This is a genomic window from Pseudomonas sp. Z3-8 (assembly GCF_051131975.1).
In the GTDB taxonomy this organism is placed as follows: domain Bacteria; phylum Pseudomonadota; class Gammaproteobacteria; order Pseudomonadales; family Pseudomonadaceae; genus Aquipseudomonas.
In genome coordinates, this window is record NZ_CP071643.1 from 5,797,466 (window position 1) to 5,823,415 (window position 25,950).

A 25,950-nucleotide genomic window follows, 5' to 3' on the forward strand; every position below is an offset into this window, starting at 1 on the left:
GGAGCGAGCTTGCTCGCGATGGCGTCAGCCCAGACACCCCCCCTCGCCACGGATGCTCATGAATGGCTTACCTTTGCATCCCCCAACGCTTCACCGTCACCCGCTCCAGGCTGTCGAATACCAGGTTCTCTACCAGCAGCCCGATGAGGATCACCACCGCCAGCCCTGCAAAGACTTTGTCGGTGTACAGCTCGTTGCGGTTCTGGAAGATGTACCAGCCCAGGCCGCCCTTGCCGCTGGTGGCGCCGAATACCAGTTCGGCGGCGATCAGGGTGCGCCAGGCGAAGGCCCAGCCGATTTTCAGCCCGGCGAGGATCGACGGCAGCGCCGCCGGAATCAGGATGAACAGCACAAAGCGCAGGCCCTTGAGCCCGTAGTTGCGCCCGGCCATGCGCAGCGTTTCCGACACGCCGAGAAACCCCGCATACATGTTCAATGCCAGCGCCCACAGCACCGAATGCACCAATACAAAAATCAAGCTGTTCTGCCCCAGGCCGAACCACAGCAGCGCCAACGGCAACAGCGCGATGGCCGGCAACGGGTTGAACATCGACGTCAGGGTGCTGAGCAGGTCACGCCCCAACTGCGTCGACACCGCCAGGGTGGTCAAGCCAAACGCCAGGACGATGCCGAGCAAATAACCCTTGAGCAGCACCACCAGGGAAATCCACACCTTGCCCAGCAACTCGCCACTGAGCAAACCGTCATGTAGCGCGCTGGCAGTCTGCAAAAAGCTCGGCAGCAACAGGTCGTTGTTCTGGTAACGCGCCACGCCCTCCCACACCAGCGCCAGCACCAACAGGATCAAACATTTACGCAACCAACCCTGCTGCCAAAGGCGCTGGCCCAGGGGCAATTCCCGCTCCAGTGGTACGTGGGTCAGCGGTTGCAGATCGACTTCGTATTCTTCGCGCGCAGGCGATAACTGGCTCATGAAAGGCTCCCCTCAGTACGCGATACGAATGTCGGCAAAACCCAGCTCGCGTTCAGCATCCGGCGCCTGGCCTTGTTCGAACAGCAGCGAATGAATCCGCCGCGCCGTGTGCTGGAACCCGACGCCGCCAAGGCTGTGCAAATCATATTGATGGCTGTGGATTTCCGCCCGGACCCGCCCCGGATGCGGTGACAGCAGCAGGATGCGATTGCCCACCACCAGCGCTTCTTCGATGGAATGGGTAACGAACAACAGCGTGAAGCGCACCTCCTCCCAGAGCAGCAGCAATTCCTCTTGCATCTTGCGGCGGGTCAGCGCATCCAGCGCCGCAAAGGGCTCGTCCATCAGCAGGATCTTCGGTTGCATCGCCAGCGCTCGGGCAATCGCGACGCGTGCCTTCATTCCACCAGACAAGGTATGCGGATAAGCATCGGCAAACGCTGCCAACCCGACTTTATCGAGGTAGTGCAGCGCCCGCTCCTCGGCCTCGCGACGTTTGAGCGTGCCCGACGCCAGCAGCGCGAACATCACGTTCTGCTTGACGGTTTTCCACGGCGGCAGTTGATCGAACTCCTGGAACACCACAATCCGGTCCGGCCCCGGCGCGCTGACGGCTTGGCCTTGCAGACGAATCTCGCCTTCGCACGGCGATATGAAACCACCAATGGCCTTGAGCAACGTGGACTTGCCGCATCCGGACGGGCCGAGCAATACAAAGCGGTCCGCCGGATCGACCTCGAAACTCACCTGATGGGTGGCCCGCACCACTCTTTGCGGGGTGCGGTATTCCAGGCTGACGTTATCCACCGACAACAGCGCGGTGTCGGTGCGGGTGGCGTTGCTGGCCGCGTGGCCTGGCAATGGCACGTTCATGACAATCAGCTCCCCTGCAGCGGTTTGGCGTCCTGGAAGAAGTAGTCTTCCCAGGAGGCCGGCTTGTTCTTGATGGCGCCGACGCGGTAGAGGAATTCGGCGAGCGGGTAGGTGTTTTTTGGCGTGACGGTAAATTCGATCTGCGGGTTTTCGATGATCTTCAGCAGAGTCGCCCGGTCGATCTTGGCCTTGCTTACGCGCAGGTAGGTGTCCGCCGCCGCGCCTTTGTCTTTCTGGGCGAACTCGGCCGCTTCGGTCAGCGCTTCGACGAAGGCCTTGTAGGTTTTTGGGTTTTCATCGCGGAATTTCTCGGTGGCGAACAGCACCGTGGGCGAATTCGGCCCGAGCACATCATAGGAATTGAGTACCACGTGGACATTGGGATTTTGCAGGGCCTGGTCCTGGAACGGCGGGTTGGAAAAGTGCCCGGTCAACTCGGTGCCGCCGGCAATCAACGCGGCCGTGGCGTCCGGGTGCGGGACGGCCAGGGTGTACTTGTCGAGACGATTGAACTCCTTGTCGCCCCACTGCTTCGCAGCGGCGTACTGCAGGAAACGCGACTGCACCGACACGCCCACCGCCGGCACCGCGATGCGGTCCTTCTCGGTGAAGTCGGCGATGGTCTTGACGTTCGGGTTGTTGCTCAACAGGTAATAGGGAAAGTTGCCGAGGGAGGCCACGGCCTTGACGTTCTGCTTGCCACGGGTGCGGTCCCAGACCGTCAGCAAGGGCCCGACACCCGCCCCGGCAATGTCGATGGAGCCCGACAGCAACGCATCGTTGACCGCCGCGCCGCCGGACAGCTGGGTCCAGTCGACCTTGATGTCGATGCCCTCCTCCTTGCCGTGCTTCTCGATCAATTGCTGGTCACGGACCACGTTCAGCAGCAGGTAGACGATGCCGAACTGCTCGGCGATGCGAATCTCACCTTCGGCCTGGGCGCTGGCCGGCGCGACCAGGCTGCCAGCGAGCAAGCTGAACCCCAGGCCGATAGCCGCAGCCAGCGGTGCAAAAGCAATGCGTTTGGACATGGTGTTTCTCCGGGCTCTTTGCGCGCTGCGCAGCCGATCAGAAAGGGGCGTCGCCCTGGATAGTGGTGCGATACAGCTTTCGGCGCAGATGGCTAGGGCAACCGGCGGCGAGGTGAATCAGCGAGCGGTTGTCCCAGAACACCAGGTCGTGGGGCTGCCATTGATGGCGATAGATGTTCTGGGGCAGCACGCTGTGGGCATACAGCTCGGCCAGGATGGCTTTGCTTTCATCCTCCGGCAGGCCGACGATGCGGGTGGTGAAGCCTTCGCTGACGAACAGCGCCTGGCGCCCGGTTTCCGGGTGGGTGCGGACGATCGGATGCACGACTTCGGCGACCTGAGCCAACTGTTCAGGCGTCAGCGTCGGGCGCCAGTTGCCTTCGAATTTGGTCTCGCTGTAACGCGCCGTGTAGGAATGCGCCGCCGAACGGCCCTCGATCGCTTTACGCAGTGTTTCGGGCAAACCGTCCCAGGCCTTGTGCATGTCGGCGAACAGCGTATCGCCGCCCTCGCTCGGCAGCTCCTGGGCGTGGAGCATCGAGCCGAGGCTCGGCAGTTCCTTATAGGAAAGGTCCGAATGCCAGAACTTGCCGGCGTCTCCCAGACCGATGGACTGGCCGTTCTCGATGATGTTGGAGACGATGAGAATTTCCGGATGCCCGGCCAGCAGGAATTGCTTGAGGACATGGATTTGCAGCACGCCAAAACGGCGGCTGAAAGCGATGTGTTGCTCGGGGGTGATGCGCTGATCGCGGAACACCACGACGTGATAGTCCAGGTGTGCGCGGTGGATGCGCGCGAAATCCTGATCGTTGATCGGCCGGGACAGGTCCAGCCCGACGATCTCGGCACCTACGGCACCGCTGAATGGGCGTAGTTCGAATGATTGCGGCGCGATGTTCGCGGCATTTGAGTCTGGAGAAAAAGAGACGGCTGGCATGCATCACTCCCACGCACGGCGCGCTTGAATGGGCGCGCAGTCGATCAAAAACTCACGGGGTCACCGTGTCGGTTTGTGTCGTGCGGCGCGCCGATTGGTCGGCAGGTACGCAGGGGGATGACTTTAAAGATATAAGAGCGTGAGTTTAAATATTAAAAACGCATAACCATATGGCCGAACCAACGGCCTGGAAACGACACCCGTGGCGAGGGAGCTTGCTCCCGCTTGAGTGCGCAGCGCTCATCGCTTTTTTTGGGGCCGCTGCGCGACCCAGCGGGAGCAAGCTCCCTCGCCACAAAAGCACCGTCACAGCTCGATCAATTTACCGCTCGTGCAACGCCTCGGCCCGGGCCTTGATGATGGGCTTGAGCAGGTAGCTCAGCACGGTCTTCTTGCCGGTGATGATATCTACCGACGCCACCATCCCGGGAATGATCAGCAAGGGCTTTTCAGGCGTGCCCAGGTGGCTGCGTTCGGTGCGCAACTTGATGATGTAGTAGGTGGTTTTCTTGTCTTCATCAGTGATGGTGTCGGCGCCGATCTGTTCCAGCTTGGCTTTCATCCCACCGTAGATGGTGTAGTCGTAGGCGGTGAATTTCACCGTGGCGTCCTGGCCGGGGTGCAGGAAGGCGATGTCCTGGGGACGGATTTTCGCTTCCACCAGAATGGTGTCGTCCAGGGGCACGATTTCCACCAGGTCGCTGCCGGGCTGGATTACCCCGCCGATGGTGTTGACCAGCAGTTTGTTGACGATGCCGCGCACCGGCGATGTTACCAGGGTACGGCTCACCCGGTCCTCCAGGGCCTTGCCGGTGGCTTGGGCCTTGTTCAGGTCGGTGCGCGCCTCATTGAGCTGGGTCAGTGCCTCGCTGCGGAACTTGCCGCGAGTCTCGTCGATCTTGCGCTGTACTTCCTTGATCGCCGACTCGGCGCGAGGGATTGCCAGCGTCGTCGCGTCCAGTTGCCCGCGGGTCTCGACTTCGGCACGCTTGAGCCGCAGCACTTCCACCGGCGATACCGCGCCCTGGGCAACCAACGGCTCGGACATGTTGATTTCCTGGCGCTGCAGCGCCAGGCCGGAGCGGTATTGCGCCTGCTTGGAGACGAACTCGCGCAATTCCTGCTGACGCTGGATCAACTGCTCCTGCAAGCCGCCGATTTCATCATGCAGCTGCTGGCGGCGGCTGATATACAGCGATTCTTCGCTGGCAGCCTGGCCCGGCACCGCCTTGAGTACATCGGCCGGAAAATTCAGCGGTCGGTCATCGACCTCGGCACTCAGGCGCTCGACCCGCAACAGCATGGACAGGCGATCCGCCTCGGTTTCGCCGACGTTGGAGACAAAGCGCGTGTCGTCCAGGCGAATCAACGACGCACCGGCGTCAACGATCTGCCCTTCCTTTACAAACAGTTCGGCGACGATACCGCCTTCCAGGTTCTGGATTTTCTGAATCTTGGACGAGGGGATCGCCTTGCCATCGCCCTTGGTCACTTCGTCGATCTCGGCGAAGTTGGCCCACAGCACCAGGAACACGAAAAAACCGATGATGCCCCAGATTGTCAGGCGCACCACGCGGGGGGCGTCTTCGATCAGCGCCTTGTTGACTTCGGGCAGCGGTTGGCCATGCAGCGAGTCGGAACCTTTGAAGTAACGGCCCACAGCGCCCTTGAAACCGGATTTAAGCAACACTGATCTGCCCCTTCTTCAACGCTTCCATGACGGCGGCTTTCGGGCCGTCGGCGAGAATCTGTCCACGGTCGATCACCAGCAGGCGGTCCACCAGCGACAGCAAGGATGCCCGGTGCGTCACCAGCAACACGGTCTTGTTTTCCACCACAGCAGCCAGGCGCTGTTTCAAGCGCTCTTCACCGGTGTTGTCCATCGCGCTGGTAGGTTCGTCCAGGAGCAGGATCGGCGGATTGAGCAGCAACGCGCGAGCCAGGGCGACGTTCTGGCGCTGGCCGCCGGACAGGTTCTGCCCGCGCTCACCGACTTGCAGTTCATAGCCTTGCGGATGCAAGCGGGCGAACTCGTGTACGCCTGCCAGCTCCGCGGCCTGAAGCACCAATTCATCCTCGACGTAGCGGGCACCTGAAGTGAGGTTGTCGCGCAGGGTTCCGGACAGCAGCTGGATGTCCTGGGGCACGTAGCCGATGTTGTAGCGCAGCTCGCTGACGTCGATCTGGCGGATGTCCACGCCATCCACCAGCAACGCGCCGTCATCCGGCTGGTAAAGCCCCACCAGCAATTTTGCCAGAGAGCTTTTGCCCGAACCGCTGCGGCCGATGATGCCGATTTTTTCGCCCGGCTTGATCACCAGGTTGATGTTCTTCAGCGCGGCGTTCTGCTGGTTCGGATAGGTAAAGTTCAACTGGCGGCATTCAATGGCGCCCTGCAGGACTTTGCGGCTGAGCGGGCGCTCGTCGAAATTGCGTTCCTGGGGCAGCTCCATCATCTGGTCGACGGAAGTCATCGTCACCCGCGCTTGCTGATAGCGGGTCAGCAGGCCCGACAACGAGGCCAATGGGCTCAGTGCGCGGCCGCTGAGCATGTAGCAGGCGATCAGCCCACCCATGCTCAGGTTGCCGGCGATGATCTGGTAGACGCCGAAGACGATCATGATCACCCCGGCCAGTTGCTGGATCAGCAAGGTGATATTCATCGCCAGGCCGGACAGCATCTTCACGCGCAGCTCGAGGCGGCTGAGGGTGCCGATGGTCTGTTCCCATTGGTACTGCCGTTCACTTTCGGCGTTGTTGACCTTCACCGCATCCAGGCCGGCCAGGGTTTCGATCAGGCTGGACTGGCGCTCGGCGCCCAGGGCCATGGTTCGTTCCATGGTCGCTACCAACGGCTTCTGCAAGGCATAGCCAATCAGCAAGGCGATCGGGAACGCCAGCACCGGAATCCACACCAGGTGCCCGCCCAGGATCGCGATGACCATGAAGATCAGCAGCGTGAACGGCAAGTCGATCAGGCTGGTCAGGGTCAGCGAGGCGAGGAAGTCCCGCAGGCTCTGGAATTCGTGGATGTTCTGGGCAAAGCTGCCGACCCGCGCCGGGCGATATTTCATCGCCATGCCGACGATGCGCTCGAACAGCGTCGCAGAAATGATCAGGTCGGTTTTCTTGCCCGCCAGGTCCAGGCACAGGCTGCGCAACATCTTCAGGATCAAGTCGAAAATGTAGGCGCCGGTAATGCCGACAGCCAGTACCCACAGGGTTGATTCGGCCTGGTTCGGCACCACGCGGTCGTAGACGTTCATCACGAACAGCGGCGCGGCCATGGCGATGATGTTGATCAGCAGACTGGCCGCGATGGCATCGGCGTACAACCAGCGGGAGCGTTTGAGAGTGTCGCGAAACCAGGAACGCGCCCGAGGGATCAGCGTGCCGTGGTTAACGTCAAATTTATGCTGCGGTTGGGCGAAGAAAACCTTGCCGCTGTAGTCATCGGCCAGCAGCTCGCGGCTGACGGTGACCTCTCCGCCATCGCTTTCGCTAAGCAGCAAGCGCGCCTGGTCGTCACCGGCCCAGCCCAGCAGCACGGCGCTGCGGCCTTCTTTCAGCAGTAGCAGAGCCGGCATGGCGATGGCCGGGATCTGTTCGAGCTTGCGTTGCAACACCCGGCCTTGCAGACCGGCACGGGCCGCCGCGCGCGACAATAAGTCGACGCTCAAGCGTTGCTTGGGCAGCGGCAGGCCGGTGGTCAGCATCGCCGCACTGGCAGGTTTCTGGTGCAGCATGCAGAGCGCCAGCAAACCATCCAGCAGCGGGTCATCGTGCAGCGTGCGCGGGTCGTGAACTAGTTCGACTGGACTGACTTCTGATTCCACGCTCGGCACTCTTTCGCTGAAAAACGGATGGATGGCTTAATTCATCCCAGGCAACTGGACCCTGGGTTTCACGTCGTTCTGCACAACGGATGCCAACGGCGCGACCACGCCTTGGCTTTTCAGCAACTGGCCCATGGTCGCCTTGATCCGATACTGGCTGAACAGCTGCACGTTCTTGATTTCCGCCAGACGGCGGGAGGCGCTGAACAGCTCGTTTTCGCTGTCGAGCAAGTCGAGCAGGGTCCGCTCGCCGAGACTGAATTGCTTCTGGTAGGCGGTGCGCACGTTGGCGCTGCGATCCACGTACTGCTGGGCAATCGGCACCTGGGCGTTGGCGTTGTTCAGGGCGTTCCACGCCAGGCCCAGCTCTTCGTTCAATTGGCGCAGCGCGTTGTTGCGGATATCCAGCGCCTGGTTGGACAGGTAGGACTTGGATTCCAGGTCAGCCTTGTTGCTGCCACCGGCGTACAGGTTGAAGCGCATGCGCAGCATGGCCTGCCATTCATTGTTGTGGCCGTTCTGGCCGTCCAGGTCGTTGTCGGCGGTGCGGCCCAGCTCCGCGTCGAAGCGAGGGTAGAAGCTCGACTTGGCGGCCTCGTACTGCTTCTCGGCGGCGGCGATGTCGGCTTCGGCCGAACGCAGCACCGGGCTGTTTTCCAGCATCTGGGAACGGGCTTCGGTCAGGTTGGCCGGCAGCAGCGCCAGAAAGTCGGCGGGGCGCTCCAGTTGGTCAGGCAATTGTCCGACGGCGCTGAGGTAGTTGGTCTCGGCATCGGCCAGGTTGGTCTGCTCGGTGATCAGGTTGTTGCGGGCCTGGGCCATGCGCGCCTCAGCCTGGTCCAGGTCGGCCCCGCTGCCTACGCCCCGGGAAGTGCGCAGCTTGATCTGATCGAAGATGCGCTCGTGACTCTTGAGGTTTTCCTCGGCCAGGCGCACGAACTCACGGCGGGTCAGTACGTCCAGGTACACCTGGGCGACGGTCAGCCCGGTGCGCTCGGAGGCATCAAGCAAGGAATAGGCGCGAGCACTGACGTTGGCTTGTTGACGCCCGACTTCGCTGGACGTCGCAAAACCGTCAAAAACCATTTGCGACAGGCGTAGGCTCGATTCGCTGCGGTTCAGGGTTTCCCAATGATTATTACTGCCCGAACGGGTCGTCACGCTGTCGGTGCCTTCACGGCCGTAACCGGCTGCGAGGTCCACTCTAGGCAGGTAGCCGCCCTTGGCCGCCTTCAGCTGATAGTCCGCCGCCAGGCGGCTGTTCACGCCTGCCTGAATTTCCGGATGAACATCCAATGCTTGTTGCATGGCCTGCGGCAAGGTTTGTGCTTGTACGAAACTGGCGGCCAGGGCGAAGGGTAAAGCCTTGAACAGGTGCGAACGCATGGTTGGAAAATTCCCGAAACTCTTGTCTTGAATCACAGCGAAACGTGTCGCTGCATCGGATGATGGCAACCGGAATGACCGTATGTCGGAAAGTTCAAAACAGGGGCAGGAACACGCACCGAAAGAACAGGTCGCCGCTTAAATATCAATGTGACATTACAGGGGCGATTGTTTAGGATGGCCAGCATAAGGTCAATAGTTTGGCAGAAACAAAATAAGCCGAACTAGCTGTCAAAATATCGTCATATTTCCAGCGTCAAAACATTATCCCTTTGTGCGCATGAACGTCCAGACCGCTATGGCCAACGAGGCTGTCGGGTCCATGGAAGTCTACTGAACGTGGTACCCGGAGAGTCTTCAATGAGCAGTGTTATTGCCGTTGTCAAAAGCATTGTTGGTCAGGTTTTCGTCGTTTCCCCCGAGGGCATTCGGCGCGTACTCATTGAAGGCGATCGCCTTAACGTAGGCGACCAGTTGGACACCGGCCCTGCCGGCGCCGTCACGTTGGAACTGGCTGACGGCCGCACGCTCGACCTGGGCCGCGATACCCAGTGGAGCGCCAGCGCGCCGGACTCTTCCACCGACCTCGAACAGGCCACTGCCCAAGCCGCGCCTTCAGTAGAAGAGCTGCAGCAAGCCATCGCCGCCGGTGTCGACCCGACCACCGCCCTGGAAGCCACCGCGGCCGGCGCCACCGCTGCCGGTACAGGCGGAGCCGTGGGCGGCGGTCATAGCTTCGTCGTGCTGGATGCCACGGCCGGCAGCGTCGACCCCACCATCGGCTTCCCGACCGAAGGCCTCGCTGCGGCCGCGGCAACCGATGACAACATCCTGGGTGGCGACGACAACGCCGATACCACCGCCAACGCCGTGCTCAATGCGACGATGACCTTGAGCGCCACCCCGACCCTGACCGAGGCCGGGGGCGTGCTGGTCTACACCGCGACCGTGACCCAGGCGCCGCAAACCAACCTGACCGTAACCCTGTCCAACGGCGCGGTGATCGTGATTCCGGCCGGGCAACTGACCGGTAGCGTCAACGTGCCCCTGGCACCGAACGACACGGTCTACAACGACCCCAGCCAAGTCAGCGTGACCGTCACCGGCACCACTGGCGGCACCGGCATCGCCGTGACCCTGCCGACCACGCCAGCCGTGACGCAGATCACCGATACCGTCGACACCACCACCGTCACCCTGAGTGCCGGCAATACTGTCACCGAAGGCGGCCAGATCACCTACACCGCGACGCTGACCAACCCGGCTCAGACGCCGGTGACCGTGACATTGAGCAATGGCTCGGTCATTACCATCGCCGCCGGACAAACCACCGGTACCGTGGCTGTCGATACTCCGGCTAACGACGCCTATAACAACGGCAGCACCGTCAGCACTACGATTACCGGCGCCACTGGCGGTAACTTCGAAAATCTGGTGCCGAGTACTACGCCTGCGGTTACTACGATCACTGATTCGGCCGATACGACTGGCCTGACGCTCAGCGCCAGCGAAACCATCACCGAAGGCGGCCAGATCACCTACACCGCCACGTTGACCAATCCGGCCCAGACGCCGGTGACCGTGACCTTGAGCAATGGCTCGGTGATCACTATCGCCGCCGGCCAGACCACCGGTACCGTGGCTGTCAATACCCCGGCTAACGACGTCTACAACAATGGCAGCACTGTCAGTACTACGATTACTGGCGCAACCGGCGGTAACTTCGAGAATCTGGTGCCCAGCCCTACGCCTGCGGTCACCACGATCTCTGACTCGGCTGATACGACTGGCCTGACGCTCAGCGCCAGCGAAACCATCACCGAAGGTGGCCAGATCACCTACACCGCCACGTTGACAAATCCGGCCCAGACGCCGGTGACCGTGACGTTGAGCAATGGCTCGGTCATTACCATTGCCGCTGGCCAGACCACCGGCACCGTTGCCGTGGATACCCCGGCCAACGACGTCTACAACAATGGCAGTACCGTCAGCACCACGATCACCGGCGCAACCGGCGGCAACTTCGAAAACCTGGTGCCGAGCACGACGCCTGCGGTCACCACGATCTCTGACTCGGCTGATACGACTGGCCTGACGCTCAGCGCCAGCGAAACCATCACCGAAGGCGGTCAGATCACTTACACCGCAACGCTGACAAATCCTGCTCAGACGCCGGTGACCGTGACGTTGAGCAATGGCTCGGTCATTACCATTGCCGCTGGCCAGACCACCGGCACCGTTGCCGTGGATACCCCGGCCAACGACGTCTACAACAACGGCAGTACCGTCAGCACCACGATCACCGGCGCAACCGGCGGCAACTTCGAAAACCTGGTACCGAGCACGACGCCTGCGGTTACTACGATCACTGATTCGGCTGATGCTACTGGCTTGGCCTTGTCCGCAACCGACACCGTCGCCGAAGGTGGTTCGATTGTTTACACCGCGACCCTGACCAACGCAGCGGGCTCGCCTGTCACCATTACTTTGAGCAACGGCGCCGTGATCAATATCGCCGCCGGCGCTACCACTGGCACCGTCACTGTCGACGCGCCGAAAGACGATGTCTACAAGGATGCCGGCAAGGTTGAAGTCAGCATCGACACGGCAGTTGGCGGTAACTTTGAGAACCTGGTGCCTAACACTGCACCAGTCGTGACGGACGTGACCGATACCCTCGACACCAGCACCGTTTCGCTCACCGCGACTTCGACTGTTGGCGAAGGCGGCGTTGTGGTTTACACCGCTTCGGTGAACGCTCCAGTCACCGGCGCCCCATTGGTCGTCACCTTGAGCAACGGCCAGTCCATCACCATTCCGGTCGGCGCAAGCTCCGGCTCGGTGAACTTCACCGCACCTAATGATGCGTTGGCTGGCGGTAGCAACCTGAGCGTCAAGATCGACGACGCCAAAGGCGGCAACTACGAAAACCTGGAAATCGACGGCAAGCCTGCGGACACCGCAGTAACTGATACCCAGGACACTACCGATCTGACCCTGTCCGCGACCGACACCGTCGCCGAGGGCGGTTCGATTGTTTACACCGCGACCTTGACCAACGCCGCCGGTTCGCCAGTGACCGTGACCCTGAGCAACGGCGCGGTCATCAACATCGCCGCCGGTGCCAAGACCGGCACCGTGACCGTCGACGCGCCGAAAGACGACGTCTACAAAGACGCCGGCAAAGTTGAAGTCAGCATCGATAAAGCTACCGGTGGCAACTTCGAAAACCTGGTGCCTAACACTGCACCAGCGGTGACCGACGTCACCGACACGCTCGACGCTTCGACTGTCAGCTTGACCGCTTCCCCTTCCGTGGGCGAAGGCGGCACTGTGGTTTACACCGCTTCGGTGAATGCTCCGGTCACCGGCGCCCCATTGGTCGTCACCTTGAGCAACGGCCAGTCCATCACCATTCCGGTCGGCGCAAGCTCTGGCTCGGTGAATTTCATCGCACCAAACGATGCGTTGGCGGGCGGTAGCAACCTCAGCGTCAAGATCGACGACGCGAAAGGCGGCAACTACGAAAACCTGGAAATTGACGGTAAGCCTGCGGATACTGCAGTAACTGATACCCAAGACACTACCGGTCTGACGCTGTCTGCAACCGACACCGTAGCCGAAGGCGGGGCCATCGTTTACACCGCGACCCTGACCAACGCAGCGGGCTCGCCGGTGACCATCACCCTGAGCAACGGCGCGGTGATCAACATCGCGGCCGGCGCCACCACTGGCACCGTGACCGTCGATGCACCGAAAGATGACGTCTACAAAGACGCCGGCAAAGTTGAAGTCAGCATCGATAAAGCTACCGGTGGCAACTTCGAAAACCTGGTGCCTAACACTGCACCAGTCGTCACCGACGTGACCGATACCCTCGACACCAGCACCGTTTCGCTCACCGCGACTTCGACGGTTGGCGAAGGCGGCACTGTGGTTTACACCGCTTCGGTGAACGCTCCAGTCACCGGCGCCCCATTGGTCGTCACCTTGAGCAACGGCCAGTCCATCACCATTCCGGTCGGCGCAAGCTCTGGCTCGGTGAATTTCACCGCACCAAACGATGCGTTGGCGGGCGGTAGCAACCTGAGCGTCAAGATCGACGACGCGAAAGGCGGCAACTACGAAAATCTGGAAATCGACGGCAAGCCTGCGGACACCGCAGTGACCGATACCCAGGACACTACCGGTCTGACGCTGTCCGCGACCGACACCGTAGCTGAAGGTGGTTCGATTGTTTACACCGCGACCCTGACTAACGCTGCCGGCTCGCCGGTGACCATCACCCTGAGCAACGGCGCCGTGATCAACATCGCCGCCGGCGCCACCACTGGCACCGTGACCGTCGATGCACCGAAAGACGACGTCTACAAAGACGCTGGCAAGGTTGAAGTCAGCATCGACACGGCAGTTGGCGGCAACTTTGAAAACCTGGTGCCTAACACTGCACCAGCGGTGACCGACGTCACCGACACCCTCGACATTAGCACTGTGTCGCTCACCGCGACTTCGACGGTTGGCGAAGGCGGCACTATGGTTTACACCGCTTCGGTGAATGCTCCGGTCACCGGCGCCCCATTGGTCGTCACCTTGAGCAACGGCCAGTCCATCACCATTCCGGTCGGCGCAAGCTCTGGCTCGGTGAATTTCACCGCACCAAACGATGCGTTGGCGGGCGGTAGCAACCTGAGCGTCAAGATCGACGACGCGAAAGGCGGCAACTACGAAAACCTGGAAATCGACGGCAAGCCTGCGGATACCGCAGTCACCGATTCGACTGATGCCACGGGCCTGACCCTGTCCGCGACCGACACCGTCGCCGAGGGCGGTTCGATTGTTTACACCGCGACCCTCACCAACGCCGCCGGTTCGCCTGTCACCATCACCCTGAGCAACGGCGCGGTGATCAACATCGCCGCCGGCGCCAAGACCGGCACCGTGACCGTCGATGCACCGAAAGACGACGTCTACAAAGACGCTGGCAAGGTTGAAGTCAGCATCGACACGGCAGTTGGCGGCAACTTTGAAAACCTGGTGCCTAACACTGCACCAGCGGTGACCGACGTCACCGACACCCTCGACACTAGCACTGTGTCGCTCACCGCGACTTCGACGGTTGGCGAAGGCGGCACTATGGTTTACACCGCTTCGGTGAATGCTCCGGTCACCGGCGCCCCATTGGTCGTCACCTTGAGCAACGGCCAGTCCATCACCATTCCGGTCGGCGCAAGCTCTGGCTCGGTGAATTTCACCGCACCTAACGATGCATTGGCGGGCGGCAGCAACCTCAGCGTCAAAATTGACGACGCTAAGGGCGGCAACTACGAAAACCTGGAAATCGACGGCAAGCCTGCGGACACCGCAGTCACCGATTCGACTGATGCCACGGGCTTGACCCTTTCCGCGACTGATACTGTCGCTGAAGGCGGTTCGATTGTTTACACCGCGACCTTGAGCAACGCCGCCGGTTCGCCTGTCACCATCACCCTGAGCAACGGCGCGGTGATCAACATCGCGGCCGGTGCTACCACTGGGACCGTAACTGTCGACGCACCGAAAGACGACGTCTACAAAGACGCTGGCAAGGTTGAAGTCAGCATCGACAAGGCCGTCGGCGGCAACTTTGAAAACCTGGTGCCAAGCACCACGCCAGCCGTGACCGACGTCACCGATACGCTCGACACTTCGACTGTCAGCTTGACCGCTTCCCCTTCCGTGGGCGAAGGCGGCACTGTGGTTTACACCGCGTCCGTAAACGCCCCGGTCACCGACGCTCCGCTCGTAGTGACCTTGAGCAACGGCCAATCCATCACCATCCCAGTTGGCGCAAGCTCCGGCTCAGTGAACTTCACCGCGCCTAACGATGCGTTGGCGGGCGGTAGCAACCTCAGCGTCAAGATCGACGACGCGAAAGGCGGCAACTACGAAAACCTGGAAATCGACGGCAAGCCTGCGGACACCGCAGTCACCGATTCGACTGATGCCACGGGCCTGACCCTGTCCGCGACCGACACCGTTACCGAAGGCGGCTCGATTGTTTACACCGCGACCCTGTCCAATGCGGCCGGCTCGCCTGTCACCATTACCCTGAGCAACGGCGCGGTCATAAACATCGCCGCCGGCGCTACCACTGGCACCGTGACTGTCGACGCGCCGAAAGATGACGTCTACAAAGACGCTGGCAAGGTTGAAGTCAGCATCGACACGGCAGTTGGCGGTAACTTTGAAAACCTGGTGCCTAACACTGCTCCAGCCGTGACCGACGTCACCGACACCCTCGACACCAGCACCGTTTCGCTCACCGCGACTTCGACTGTTGGCGAAGGCGGCGTCGTGGTTTACACCGCTTCGGTGAATGCTCCAGTCACCGGCGCTCCGCTCGTAGTGACCTTGAGCAACGGCCAGTCCATCACCATTCCGGTTGGTTCGAGCTCCGGCTCGGTGAATTTCACCGCACCTAACGATGCATTGGCGGGTGGCAGCAACCTCAGCGTCAAGATCGACGACGCCAAGGGCGGCAATTACGAAAATCTGGAAATCGACGGCAAGCCTGCGGATACCGCGGTCACCGATTCGACTGATGCCACGGGCTTGACCCTTTCCGCGACCGACACCGTAGCTGAAGGCGGTTCGATTGTTTACACCGCGACCCTGAGCAACGCAGCGGGCTCGCCGGTGACCATCACCTTGAGCAACGGCGCCGTGATCAATATCGCGGCTGGTGCTACCACTGGGACCGTAACTGTCGACGCACCGAAAGATGACGTCTACAAAGACGCCGGCAAAGTCGAAGTCAGCATCGACAAGGCTGTCGGTGGCAACTTCGAAAACCTGGTGCCGAGCACCACGCCAGCCGTGACCGACGTCACCGATACTCTGAACACCAGCACCGTTTCGCTCACCGCGACTTCGACTGTTGGCGAAGGCGACACCGTGGTCTACACCGCTTCGGTGAACGCTCCAGTCACCGGCGCTCCGCTCGTAGTGACCTTGAGCAACGGTCAAAGCATCACCATCCCAGTCGGCGCAAGCTCCGGCTCGGTGAACTTCACCGCGCCTAACGATGCGTTGGCGGGCGGCAGCAACCTGAGCGTCAAGATCGACGACGCCAAGGGTGGCAACTACGAAAATCTGGAAATCGACGGCAAGCCTGCGGACACCGCAGTGACCGATACCCAGGACACTACCGGTCTGACCCTGTCCGCCACTGATACTGTCGCTGAAGGCGGTTCGATTGTTTACACCGCTACCCTGACTAACGCTGCCGGCTCGCCTGTCACCATCACCCTGAGCAACGGCGCGGTGATCAACATCGCCGCCGGCGCCAAGACCGGCACCGTAACCGTCGACGCGCCGAAAGACGATGTCTACAAGGATGCCGGCAAGGTCGAAGTCAGCATCGACACGGCAGTTGGCGGTAACTTTGAGAACCTGGTGCCGAACACTGCACCAGTCGTCACCGACGTGACCGATACCCTCGACACCAGCACCGTGTCGCTCACCGCGACTTCGACGGTTGGCGAAGGCGGCACTGTGGTTTACACCGCTTCGGTGAACGCTCCAGTCACCGGCGCTCCGCTGGTCGTCACGCTGTCGAATGGTCAAAGCATCACCATCCCAGTTGGCGCAAGCTCTGGCTCGGTGAACTTCACCGCACCTAATGATGCGTTGGCTGGCGGTAGCAACCTGAGCGTCAAGATCGACGACGCCAAAGGCGGCAACTACGAAAACCTGGAAATCGACGGCAAGCCTGCGGACACCGCAGTAACTGATACCCAGGACACTACCGATCTGACCCTGTCCGCGACCGACACCGTCGCCGAGGGCGGTTCGATTGTTTACACCGCGACCTTGACCAACGCCGCCGGTTCGCCAGTGACCGTGACCCTGAGCAACGGCGCGGTCATCAACATCGCCGCCGGTGCCAAGACCGGCACCGTGACCGTCGACGCGCCGAAAGACGACGTCTACAAAGACGCCGGCAAAGTTGAAGTCAGCATCGATAAAGCTGTCGGTGGCAACTTCGAAAACCTGGTGCCGAGCACCACGCCAGCCGTGACCGACATCACCGATACTCTGAACACCAGCACCGTTTCGCTCACCGCGACTTCGACTGTTGGCGAAGGCGGCACCGTGGTTTACACCGCCTCGGTAAACGCCCCGGTCACCGGCGCTCCGCTCGTAGTGAACTTGAGCAACGGTCAAAGCATCACCATCCCAGTCGGCGCAAGCTCCGGCTCGGTGAACTTCACCGCGCCTAACGATGCATTGGCAGGTGGCAGCAACCTCAGCGTCAAGATCGACGAAGCCAAAGGCGGCAACTACGAAAACCTCGAAATCGACGGCAAGCCTGCCGGCACCATCGTCACCGATGTCCAGGACACCACCGGCCTGAGCCTGAGCGCCACCAACTCGGTCGCCGAGGGCGGCCAGATCACCTATACGGCGACCCTCACCAACGCCGCTGGTTCGCCAGTGACCGTGACCCTGAGCAACGGCGCGGTGATCAACATCGCCGCCGGCGCCAAGACCGGCACCGTAACCGTCGATGCGCCAAAGGACGACGTCTACAAAGACGCCGGCAACGTCGAAGCAACGATCAAGACGGCCACCGGGGGTAATTTCGAGCACCTGGTGCCGAGCACCACGCCAGCCGTGACCGCCGTGACCGACACGCCTGACAACACCACCGTCAGCATCACCGGCAGCACTTCGGTCACCGAAGGCCAGGCCGCCACGTATACGGTCAACCTGACGAACCCGGCGCAAACCGAGGTAACGGTCAAGATCGTCTACAGCGGTACCGCCGCCGATGGCTCGGACTTCACCGGCGTCTACACCGTGAAGATCCCGGCCAACGCCACCAGCGCGACTTTCAACGTGGCGACGCTGGACGACAAGATCACCGAAGGCACCGAAAACTTCGTAGTCAAGATCGACTCGGCCACCGGAGGCAACTTCGAGAACCTGGCGGTCAGCGGCACCAATGGCAGCGTCAGCACTTCGATCATCGACAACGATGCACCGCCGGTACTCGACCTGGACGCCAACAATTCCAGCGGCAAGACCGGCGCCGATTACCAAGTGACCTTTACCGAAGGCACCACCGGCCCGGGCGTGTCGATTGGCGACACCGACCTGAAAATCACCGACCCGGACAGCACCCTGCTGACCGGCGCCACCATCGTGCTGACCAACCGTCAGCCTGGCGATCATCTGAACCTGGGCAATAGCGTCAACGGCATCAGCATCAACGCCAATAGCACCGACGGCAAAATCGTCCTGACGCTGACGGGCAATGCGACGTTGGCCGACTACATGCAGCAGATCAAGAACATCAGCTTCATCAACAACAGCGAAGATCCGAGCACCGTACCGCGCGTCATCACCGTGACAGTGACCGACGGCACGAGCTACTCCAACACCGCCACCACCACCGTGAACGTGGTCGGAGTCAACGACGCACCCGTAGCCACCGGTGGCGCGGTGACCGGTACCGAAGACACTTCACTGGTCCTCGGCTGGTCGACGTTCGGCATCAGCGACGTGGACAGCGCCGCCACCAGCCAGGGTGTGAAAATCACCGGGCTGCCGGGTGACGGCAAGTTGCAGTACCTGGACGGCGCAACCTGGAAGGACGTGGCCAACAACCAGACCTTCACCAAGGCCGACATCGACGCCGGCAAGCTGCGCTTCACACCCGATGCCAACGAATCCGGGGCCGATGGCTACGGCGGCAGCGGCGTGGGCAACAAGCAGGCTGACTACGCGCAGATCAAGTTCCAGCCAACCGACGGCCAGACCCTGGGTAACACCGGCACCGTGAAGATCGACATCACGCCAACCGCCGATGCGCCGACCCTCAACGTCGCCGGCAACAACGTGACCTCTACCGGCCTGATCAAGGAAGTCTGGACCGGCCTGTCGGGCCTGGGCACCGATGGCAATGGCGCGCCGTCCGGCACGCTCAAGTCAGTGATCGACGCCGCCGGCACGCCGAACAGCAGCACCAATGTGAGCAACGTTCAGAACGACGGCAACGTGAATCCGGGCACCGCGTCGAAGACCTCGGGCCTGATCTTCCTGGAAGCCGGCAAGACCTACACCTTCAGCGGCACCGGCGACGACAGTTTGCTGGTGACCATCGGCGGCAAGACCGCCGCGGCCATCACTTGGGGTGCGGGCGGCCAGTTGAACGGTTCGTTCACGCCGACCACCAGCGGCTACTACACCCTGGACATCTACCACCACAACCAGACCGGCCCAGGCAGTTATGACGTGAACCTGTCGGTCAACGGCAGCACGCCGGTGGACCTGAGCAGCGCAGGCGTACCGCTGTATACCGGCGTGGCTGACCTGGTGAATGCCGGGGTTTCCGTTTCCGACCTGCACGGCACCAATGGCGAAGGCTACTACGACGGCTACAAGCTCAACGAAGGCGCCGAAGGCGGCAGCGTGAAGCTGTCGAAAATCACCACCGCCCTGACCGACACCGATGGCTCCGAAAGCCTGAGCGTGAAAATCGGCGGCATGCCCGAAGGCAGTGTGCTGAGCGATGGCGCGGGACACACCGCAACCGTGGGCGCCAACGGCGAAGCTTCGCTCACCGGCTGGAACCTGGGCAGCCTCAACCTGACGCCACCGACCTACTTCAGCGGCCAGATCAACCTGACCGTAACGTCGACCTCCACCGAATCCCTCGGCGGGTCGGCAGTGACGACCGCGCAAATCCCGGTCACCGTTTACCCGGCGACCTATAACGCTGTCACCGCCACCTCCGGCAGCGACAATGTCACCGGTACCGACGGCAACGACATCGTGATCGCCGACATCGGCGGCCTGACCGTGGTACCGGGCGTCAACTACAACATCGCGTTCATGGTCGACAGCTCCGGCAGCATGAGTTCGTCGTCCGTTACAGCCGCGAAGAACTCGCTGACCCAGGTGTTCAACACGCTCAAGCAGAGCCTGGGCAGCAACTCCGGGACGGTGAACATCTTCCTGGCGGACTTCGACAACCAGGTCAACAAGAACGTTGCGGTCAACCTCAACGATCCGAACGCGCTGACACTGCTCAAGAGCGTGCTCGACTCGATGGTGTCCGGCGGTAATACCAACTATGAAGACGTGTTCAAGACCACCGCAAACTTCTTCAACAGCACCCAAGCCCTGAGTAATACCGGTGCGAAGAACCTGACGTACTTCATCACCGACGGTGAGCCGACGCGCTACCAGTCCGGCGAAGAGACGAACCCAGTGTTGTACGGCACCGTCAAGCTCGACGACGTCCTGAGCGCGGCCAACTACACCGTTGGCAAGTACTACACCCAGACGATCGACAGCACACACAAATTCGTCATCGAAGAAAATGGCGACATGTACCTGTCGACCAAGAGCGGCAAGAACAACTGGAATGAGAGTTACGTCGGCACGGTGCATGCCGAGGGCAACGGCACGTTCGAGTTCTCCTACCTGGACGGCGGCGGGTGGGGCGACGCCTCGGCAGCAGCCGGCTCAACGGCCAGCTTCACCCTGCTCAAAGGCTTGAGCAACGTTGAAGCCATCGGCCTGAACAACGGCGTGACCCTGGACGACCTCAAGCCGTACGACTCCGATGGCAAGCCGCAAACCAACATCGACCCCAAGGACCTGGCCAACTCGATCATCGGTCACACCGAAGCGACGTTGCCAGGTGCCGACACGGTCAATGGCGGCGACGGCAACGACATCCTGTTCGGCGACCTGGTGAGCTTCAATGGTGTCGCCGGCGAGGGTTATCAGGCGATCCAGTCGTTCGTGGCCCAGCAAAGCGGCGTGGACGCCAGCAAGGTCACCACTGCGAACGTGCACCAGTACATCACCGAGCACTACACTGCGTTCGGTGTGTCCGGTGCCCACGATGGCAACGACACCCTGTTGGGCGGCGCCGGCAACGACATTCTCTTCGGCCAGGGCGGCAACGATTTGCTCGACGGCGGCAAGGGCAATGACATCCTGCTCGGCGGCAAGGGCAACGACACGCTCATCGGTGGCCTGGGCGGCGATACCTTCGTCTGGAAATCCGGCGACACCGGCACTGACGTGATCAAGGACTTCAAGGCCGCCGAAGGTGACCGGATCGACCTGCGGGACCTGTTGCAGGGCGAAACCGGCAGCACCATCGACCACTTCCTGAAGATCAGCACGGTCGATGGCGTGTCTTCCCTGCAAGTCAGCACTACCGGTCAATTCAACGCGGCCAACACTGCGGCGACGCCGGACGTGACGATCAAGCTGGAAGGCAACAACTGGTCGAACATCAACCTGAACTCGCTCATCGCCGGCAGTGACCCGACCATCAAGATCGATCACAACAACAGCTGAACCTGACACGGACACCGTGGCGAGGGAGCTGCTCCCTCGCCACGGGATAAGTGTTCATACTCCCCACAGTTGGCCTATGCTGCCCTGCATGACGCCGCTTCATACATGAGGGATGCCCGATGTTTTATGTGCAACGCGATGCGCAAGGCCTGCTGGTGCGCGTCGAAGCCGCCGCTTATGCCGAGGCCACCGAGACCTTGCCGGCCGACAACCATGAGATCCAGGACTGGTTCGCCAACCAGGCGGTAGAGAACAGCCTCAAGCAACTCAAGCAGAGCGACCTGGAGATGATCCGGGTACTCGACGACCTGATCCAGGTACTCACCAGCAAAGGCGTCATCCGCGTCACCGACCTGCCGCCAGCGGCCCAGGCCAAGCTGATGGACCGCAACCAGGCACGGGAAGCGCTGGGCGGGTTGAGTCGGTTGATCGATGACGATGAGAAGGGGTTGATCTGATTCACCGCTGACCGTGGCGAGGGAGCTTGCTCCCGCTGGCCTGCGAAGCAGGCCCCTGCATTTCTCCAGGCGGATCGCGTTGTCCGGTTTGGCGGCTGCTGCGCAGCCGAGCGGGAGCAAGCTCCCTCGCCACGGGTTGTGCGGTGTCCGGGCTGTCGCCTTCGCGAGCAGGCTCGCTCCCACAGTGGATGGGTGTCACCGCAGGTAGTTCGGTCACCAGATCCATGTGGGAGCGAGCCTGCTCGCGAAGGCTCACTGAAAGACAACGCAGCACTCATCCCCAACGCTTAGGCTCGCCCACCAACTGCCCTTGCACCCCAAACAACCCCATCTCGCGAATCACTGCCAGTTCGCCTTCCGTCTCAACCCGCTCGGCAATCAGCGGCAGGTCGATGCTGTGGGCGGCGCGCTGGATGGCTTCGATGAACAGGCGCTTGTCGCTCTCCTGGTCAATGGCGCGAATATAACTGCCGTCGATTTTCAGATACGCCAGCCCCAGCCGCGACAAGTTGCCGATCATGCTGAACCGTCCGCCGAAACGCTGCAGGCTCAGGGAGAAACCGAGCTCGCGCAACTGCCGGGTCAACTGCTCCAGCACCGCTTGCTCAGGTAATTGCTCCTCACCGATCTCCAGGGTCAGGCGCGCCCCGAGATTGCCGTGAGCCCGCAGGATTTCAAAGACCTTGTTCAACGCCTGCGGGTCGGCCAGCGTGGCAGAGGACAGGTTGAGCGCCAGGGATTGCTCGTGCCCGGCCATTTGCTTGAGCACCTGTTCGAGCATCAGGCGGTCCAGGCGCGCAGTCCAGCCGAAGCGCTCCAGCCATGGCAGGAAACGCCCGGCGGGGATGCTCTGGCCCTGATCGTCGAGCAGCCGCGAAAGCACTTTGTAATGCAGCACCACCTGGGTGTCCTGGGCGGCCACCACCGGCTGGAAATACAGCTCGAAGCGCTGGTTGCTCAGCGCCTGGTCAAGCAGGTTGTGCCAGGCATGGTGATCATCGCCAACGCTGGCCGACGCGCTGTGATCCAGGCAGGCCCAGCCCGGTTCACCCTGGGTTTCGGCCTGGGCCAGCGCCTGGTCGCCGAGCTGGAGCACCGCTTGCGGCGAGTCGCCGTGGACGAATGGCGCCAGCCCGATGGAGGCCACCGATGCAACGTCCGTCGCGCCGGTGGCGTGCAGGCTCGCCAACGCGCCTTCGAGATTCTGCGCCAGTTGCAAGGCTTCCTCGCGCACCAGCCCGGGCGCCAACACGGCGAACTCTCCGCCGCGGATGCGCGTCACCAGGTTATGGGTTTCCGGATAACGCGCGCATTCACGCAGCAATTGCTCGCCCACGGCCTTGAGCAACTGATCGGTGCGCTGCCCGCCCAGCCGCTGGTTCAACCCGGCCAGGTCCCTGACCCGCAACAACAGCAGATAACCGGAACTGGCCTGCTCGGGATTGCTCACCCGGGCATGCAGCTGCATTTCAAAGTAACGTCGGTTGGCCAGACCCGTGAGGTTGTCCTGATAGGACTCGACCCGCAGCTTCTCGCTGCGCTCGGCCTGCTCCTGGAACAGCGCCTTGAGCTTTTCGACCATCTGGTTCATCGCCTGCACCACCCGGCGAAGCTCAGGGGTGCGCGGCAGCTCCGGCAAGCTGAGGAACTCCCGACGGGCGATGGCATGGGACTGATGCACCATGTAATCCAGTGGCTTGAGCTGACGGCGCAGCAGCAAGGCCCCCAACACCGCGCTCACAGCGCCGCACAGCAACAGCCAACCCAGGCTGCCCAGCGCGCTCTGCCACAGCTTGGCGAGGGCGAACATAGGGTGGCTGACCACTTCGACCCGTGCTGCCTGCTCCCAGCCCCGACTGACGAGCGCATCGCCGCCGGCCGGCTCCAGGCCAATGAGCTTGATGAACCACTGCGGCACGTTGCCGGCGTCCGGAATGCCGGTGCGTTCGACGATGGTGCTGTCGTTCTTCACGTCGACCACGCGGATACTCGCGTAGTAGCCACTGTCGAAGATCGAGCTGACCATCAGCTCGACCATTGCCGGGTCGTCGATATTCGGCGTCAGCGACAAGGCCAGCGCCGTGGCCGCATCCTGCGCGTGCGAGCGCAATTGATTGACGTACTGGGTCCGCGAGCTTTCCAGGCTGACCATGAAGCTGCCGCTGAAGGCAACCACCAGGAACAGACAGATAGCGATCAACAGCTGTTTGAACAAGGACATCTGAGCGCGCGCTCCTAGTTAGTCGTCTCGACCGGAAAACCTTCGGCCTGCATTTTTTTCAACACATCCTGCCAGCGGGACAGGCGCTTGGTGTCACCCACTTTTTTGTTGCCCTTGGCGCCCGGCAGCCACAGCCCTTCGGCATTGAAAGAGTAGACCGGCAGCAGGTCGGTTCGCTGGCTGGCCGGCTGGATACCGTCGATCAGGCTGTCGAGTACCAGGGGCATGGCATCGGGGGTGGCGTAGTAGGTCAGCACCATGTGCGCCCGGTTCTGCCGCAAGGCCTTGACGTAGGTGATGCGCAGCTTGTCACTGGACACCCCGAGCCGGCGCAGGCTGAAATACTTGGCGATGGCGTAGTCCTCGCAATCACCTGCGCCCTTCCATAAGGCCTGGATAGGGGTTTCCCAGTAATCAACCTCACGCCACAGGTCGATGTCTTCGACGTAGCGCACCTGCTTGTTGAAAAACAGGTTCACTACCTTGAGTTGTTCCAGTTCCGGAATCTGCTTCTGGGTCGCCAACAGTTGCTGCCACGCGTCGATCCGTTGCTGCCCTTCGCCCAAAGGCCCATATAACGCTTGCGCCCGGCGGCTGATCTGCGCAAAGTCCCAATCGGCCCGCAGGCCGCCCAGCAGCAGGCCGGCCAGCAACAATGCCGAACACAGCCAACGCATGGACCTGAGGACAGGAAAAGGTGCAGCCAAGGGAAATACGTCCGAGAAGGGCCGTTGGAAAATTCGTTGGATGGTGAAGCCTGGCCGGGCAAAAGACAATGGCAGGATGCAATCACCGCAAGCAGTCTAAACTTTAGTTCAGGAACCGGCGCCGCGAGACTTTGACGGCTTGGCAATCTGTAACTAATGTTGGCTTGGATCCAATTTCGTTACTACCAGTCAGGGTGTTGTCGTGACAAAGAAGCCCAACCCGTTAAGCACTATCCAGGTCAACGGCCCCATTCCCGCATCCCAGGCCCGCGCCGTGATCGAAAGCTCGCTGCGCGAAGCCATTCTCGATGGGCGCCTGCCCAGTGGCACCGCGCTACGCCAACAGGAACTGGCCGACCTGTTCGGCGTCAGCCGCATGCCGGTACGCGAGGCATTACGCCAGCTCGAGGCGCAGTCATTGCTCAACGTGGTACAGCACAAGGGCGCCGTGGTGGCTCCGCTGATCACCAGCAATGCGATCGAGACCTATGCCTTGCGTTCGGTCCTGGAAAGCTTCGCCCTGCGCCTGTCCGTTCCGCTGCTCAACGATAACGACCTGACGATGGCCGCCCAGTACATCGAGCAACTCGAGGCGCAAACCGACTACGCCGAGATCGCCAAGCTCAATCGGCTGTTTCATATGTCGCTTTACCACAGGGCACCCAACGCCAAGCTGCTTGACCTGGTCGAGCACGAGCTCAATGAGGAAGAGCGTTTCCTACGTTTTCACATGTCATCGATGGGCCTGGGCAAGCTGACCCAGGACGACCACCGCGCGATGCTCACAGCCGCGGAGGCGAAGGATGTCGACACAGCGGTCGCCTTGCTGGAGCAGCACTTGGAAAAAGCCTCCGTCACCATGCGCCGATACCTCAACCAATAAGCGCAACCCCATCTCTGCGCCGGCGACGCGGCCGGCGTAGCACTTTCTTACACATCCTTCCCACACCCCCCATGGCCCTGCCCGGCGCGGTCTGACTGCGCCCGCGTTCCATCGCGACGTCAGTCCGATGGAACTGCCATCCATTTGGGCTCACTCTTGCGTTTATCGATTCAAAAAAGACCTGAAGAAGTCAGCGCCTGGCTGTGGCCCAGGCGAATCGAAGCCATCACGCAAGGAGCGTCGTCCGAACGGCGAGATGACCCGCAAGTCTGGTCGGTCTCCCGCCCACAAAACATCACTTACTTAATTCCCGTTCTC

Annotated in this window: 12 protein-coding genes; 3 read left to right on the top strand and 9 right to left on the bottom strand. The window is 61.5% G+C overall.

Annotated elements, in window-relative coordinates; translation table 11 throughout:
• Positions 1-67: 67 nt before the first annotated feature.
• From J3P94_RS26355 to J3P94_RS26385, 7 genes are all read right to left on the bottom strand, one after another.
• Positions 68-934, bottom strand: a complete 867-nt coding sequence (locus J3P94_RS26355; RefSeq protein WP_434570435.1) for an ABC transporter permease — start codon at positions 932-934, stop codon at positions 68-70.
• Between the two features lie 12 nt (positions 935-946).
• Complete coding sequence (locus tag J3P94_RS26360; RefSeq protein WP_434570437.1) at positions 947-1,807, bottom strand: ABC transporter ATP-binding protein; 861 nt, start codon at positions 1,805-1,807, stop codon at positions 947-949.
• Positions 1,808-1,812: 5 nt separating this feature from the next.
• Complete coding sequence (locus J3P94_RS26365) at positions 1,813-2,838, bottom strand: ABC transporter substrate-binding protein (protein WP_434570439.1); 1,026 nt, start codon at positions 2,836-2,838, stop codon at positions 1,813-1,815.
• 37 nt (positions 2,839-2,875) lie between these two features.
• Positions 2,876-3,778 (bottom strand): TauD/TfdA dioxygenase family protein, encoded by a 903-nt coding sequence (locus J3P94_RS26370; RefSeq protein WP_434570441.1) that lies wholly within the window; start codon positions 3,776-3,778, stop codon positions 2,876-2,878.
• 322 nt (positions 3,779-4,100) lie between these two features.
• On the bottom strand, positions 4,101-5,468 hold the full coding sequence (locus J3P94_RS26375) for an HlyD family type I secretion periplasmic adaptor subunit (protein ID WP_305497595.1): 1,368 nt from the start codon (positions 5,466-5,468) through the stop codon (positions 4,101-4,103).
• Entirely contained in the window at positions 5,458-7,614 is a 2,157-nt protein-coding gene (locus J3P94_RS26380) for a type I secretion system permease/ATPase (protein ID WP_305497596.1), read from the bottom strand. Before J3P94_RS26380 ends, J3P94_RS26375 begins: the two co-directional genes overlap by 11 nt.
• A gap of 36 nt (positions 7,615-7,650) precedes the next feature.
• Positions 7,651-9,000 (bottom strand): TolC family outer membrane protein, encoded by a 1,350-nt coding sequence (locus J3P94_RS26385; RefSeq protein ID WP_434570444.1) that lies wholly within the window; start codon positions 8,998-9,000, stop codon positions 7,651-7,653.
• Between the two features lie 360 nt (positions 9,001-9,360).
• Between J3P94_RS26385 and J3P94_RS26390 the strand changes: the two genes are divergently transcribed.
• Positions 9,361-21,363, top strand: coding sequence for a retention module-containing protein (locus J3P94_RS26390; protein WP_434570446.1), 12,003 nt, complete (start codon positions 9,361-9,363; stop codon positions 21,361-21,363).
• A gap of 119 nt (positions 21,364-21,482) precedes the next feature.
• Positions 21,483-21,821, top strand: a complete 339-nt coding sequence (locus J3P94_RS26395; protein ID WP_305497599.1) for a tryptophan synthase subunit beta — start codon at positions 21,483-21,485, stop codon at positions 21,819-21,821.
• Positions 21,822-22,095: 274 nt separating this feature from the next.
• Here the strand turns inward: J3P94_RS26395 and lapD are convergent, their stop codons facing one another.
• Positions 22,096-24,042 (bottom strand): cyclic di-GMP receptor LapD, encoded by a 1,947-nt coding sequence (gene lapD / locus J3P94_RS26400; RefSeq protein ID WP_434570448.1) that lies wholly within the window; start codon positions 24,040-24,042, stop codon positions 22,096-22,098.
• Between the two features lie 14 nt (positions 24,043-24,056).
• Positions 24,057-24,719 (bottom strand): cysteine protease LapG, encoded by a 663-nt coding sequence (lapG, locus tag J3P94_RS26405; protein WP_434570450.1) that lies wholly within the window; start codon positions 24,717-24,719, stop codon positions 24,057-24,059.
• 232 nt (positions 24,720-24,951) lie between these two features.
• Between lapG and J3P94_RS26410 the strand changes: the two genes are divergently transcribed.
• Positions 24,952-25,632: a GntR family transcriptional regulator gene (locus J3P94_RS26410; RefSeq protein ID WP_434570452.1), complete on the top strand. Its 681-nt coding sequence runs from the start codon at positions 24,952-24,954 to the stop codon at positions 25,630-25,632.
• Positions 25,633-25,950: the final 318 nt, after the last annotated feature.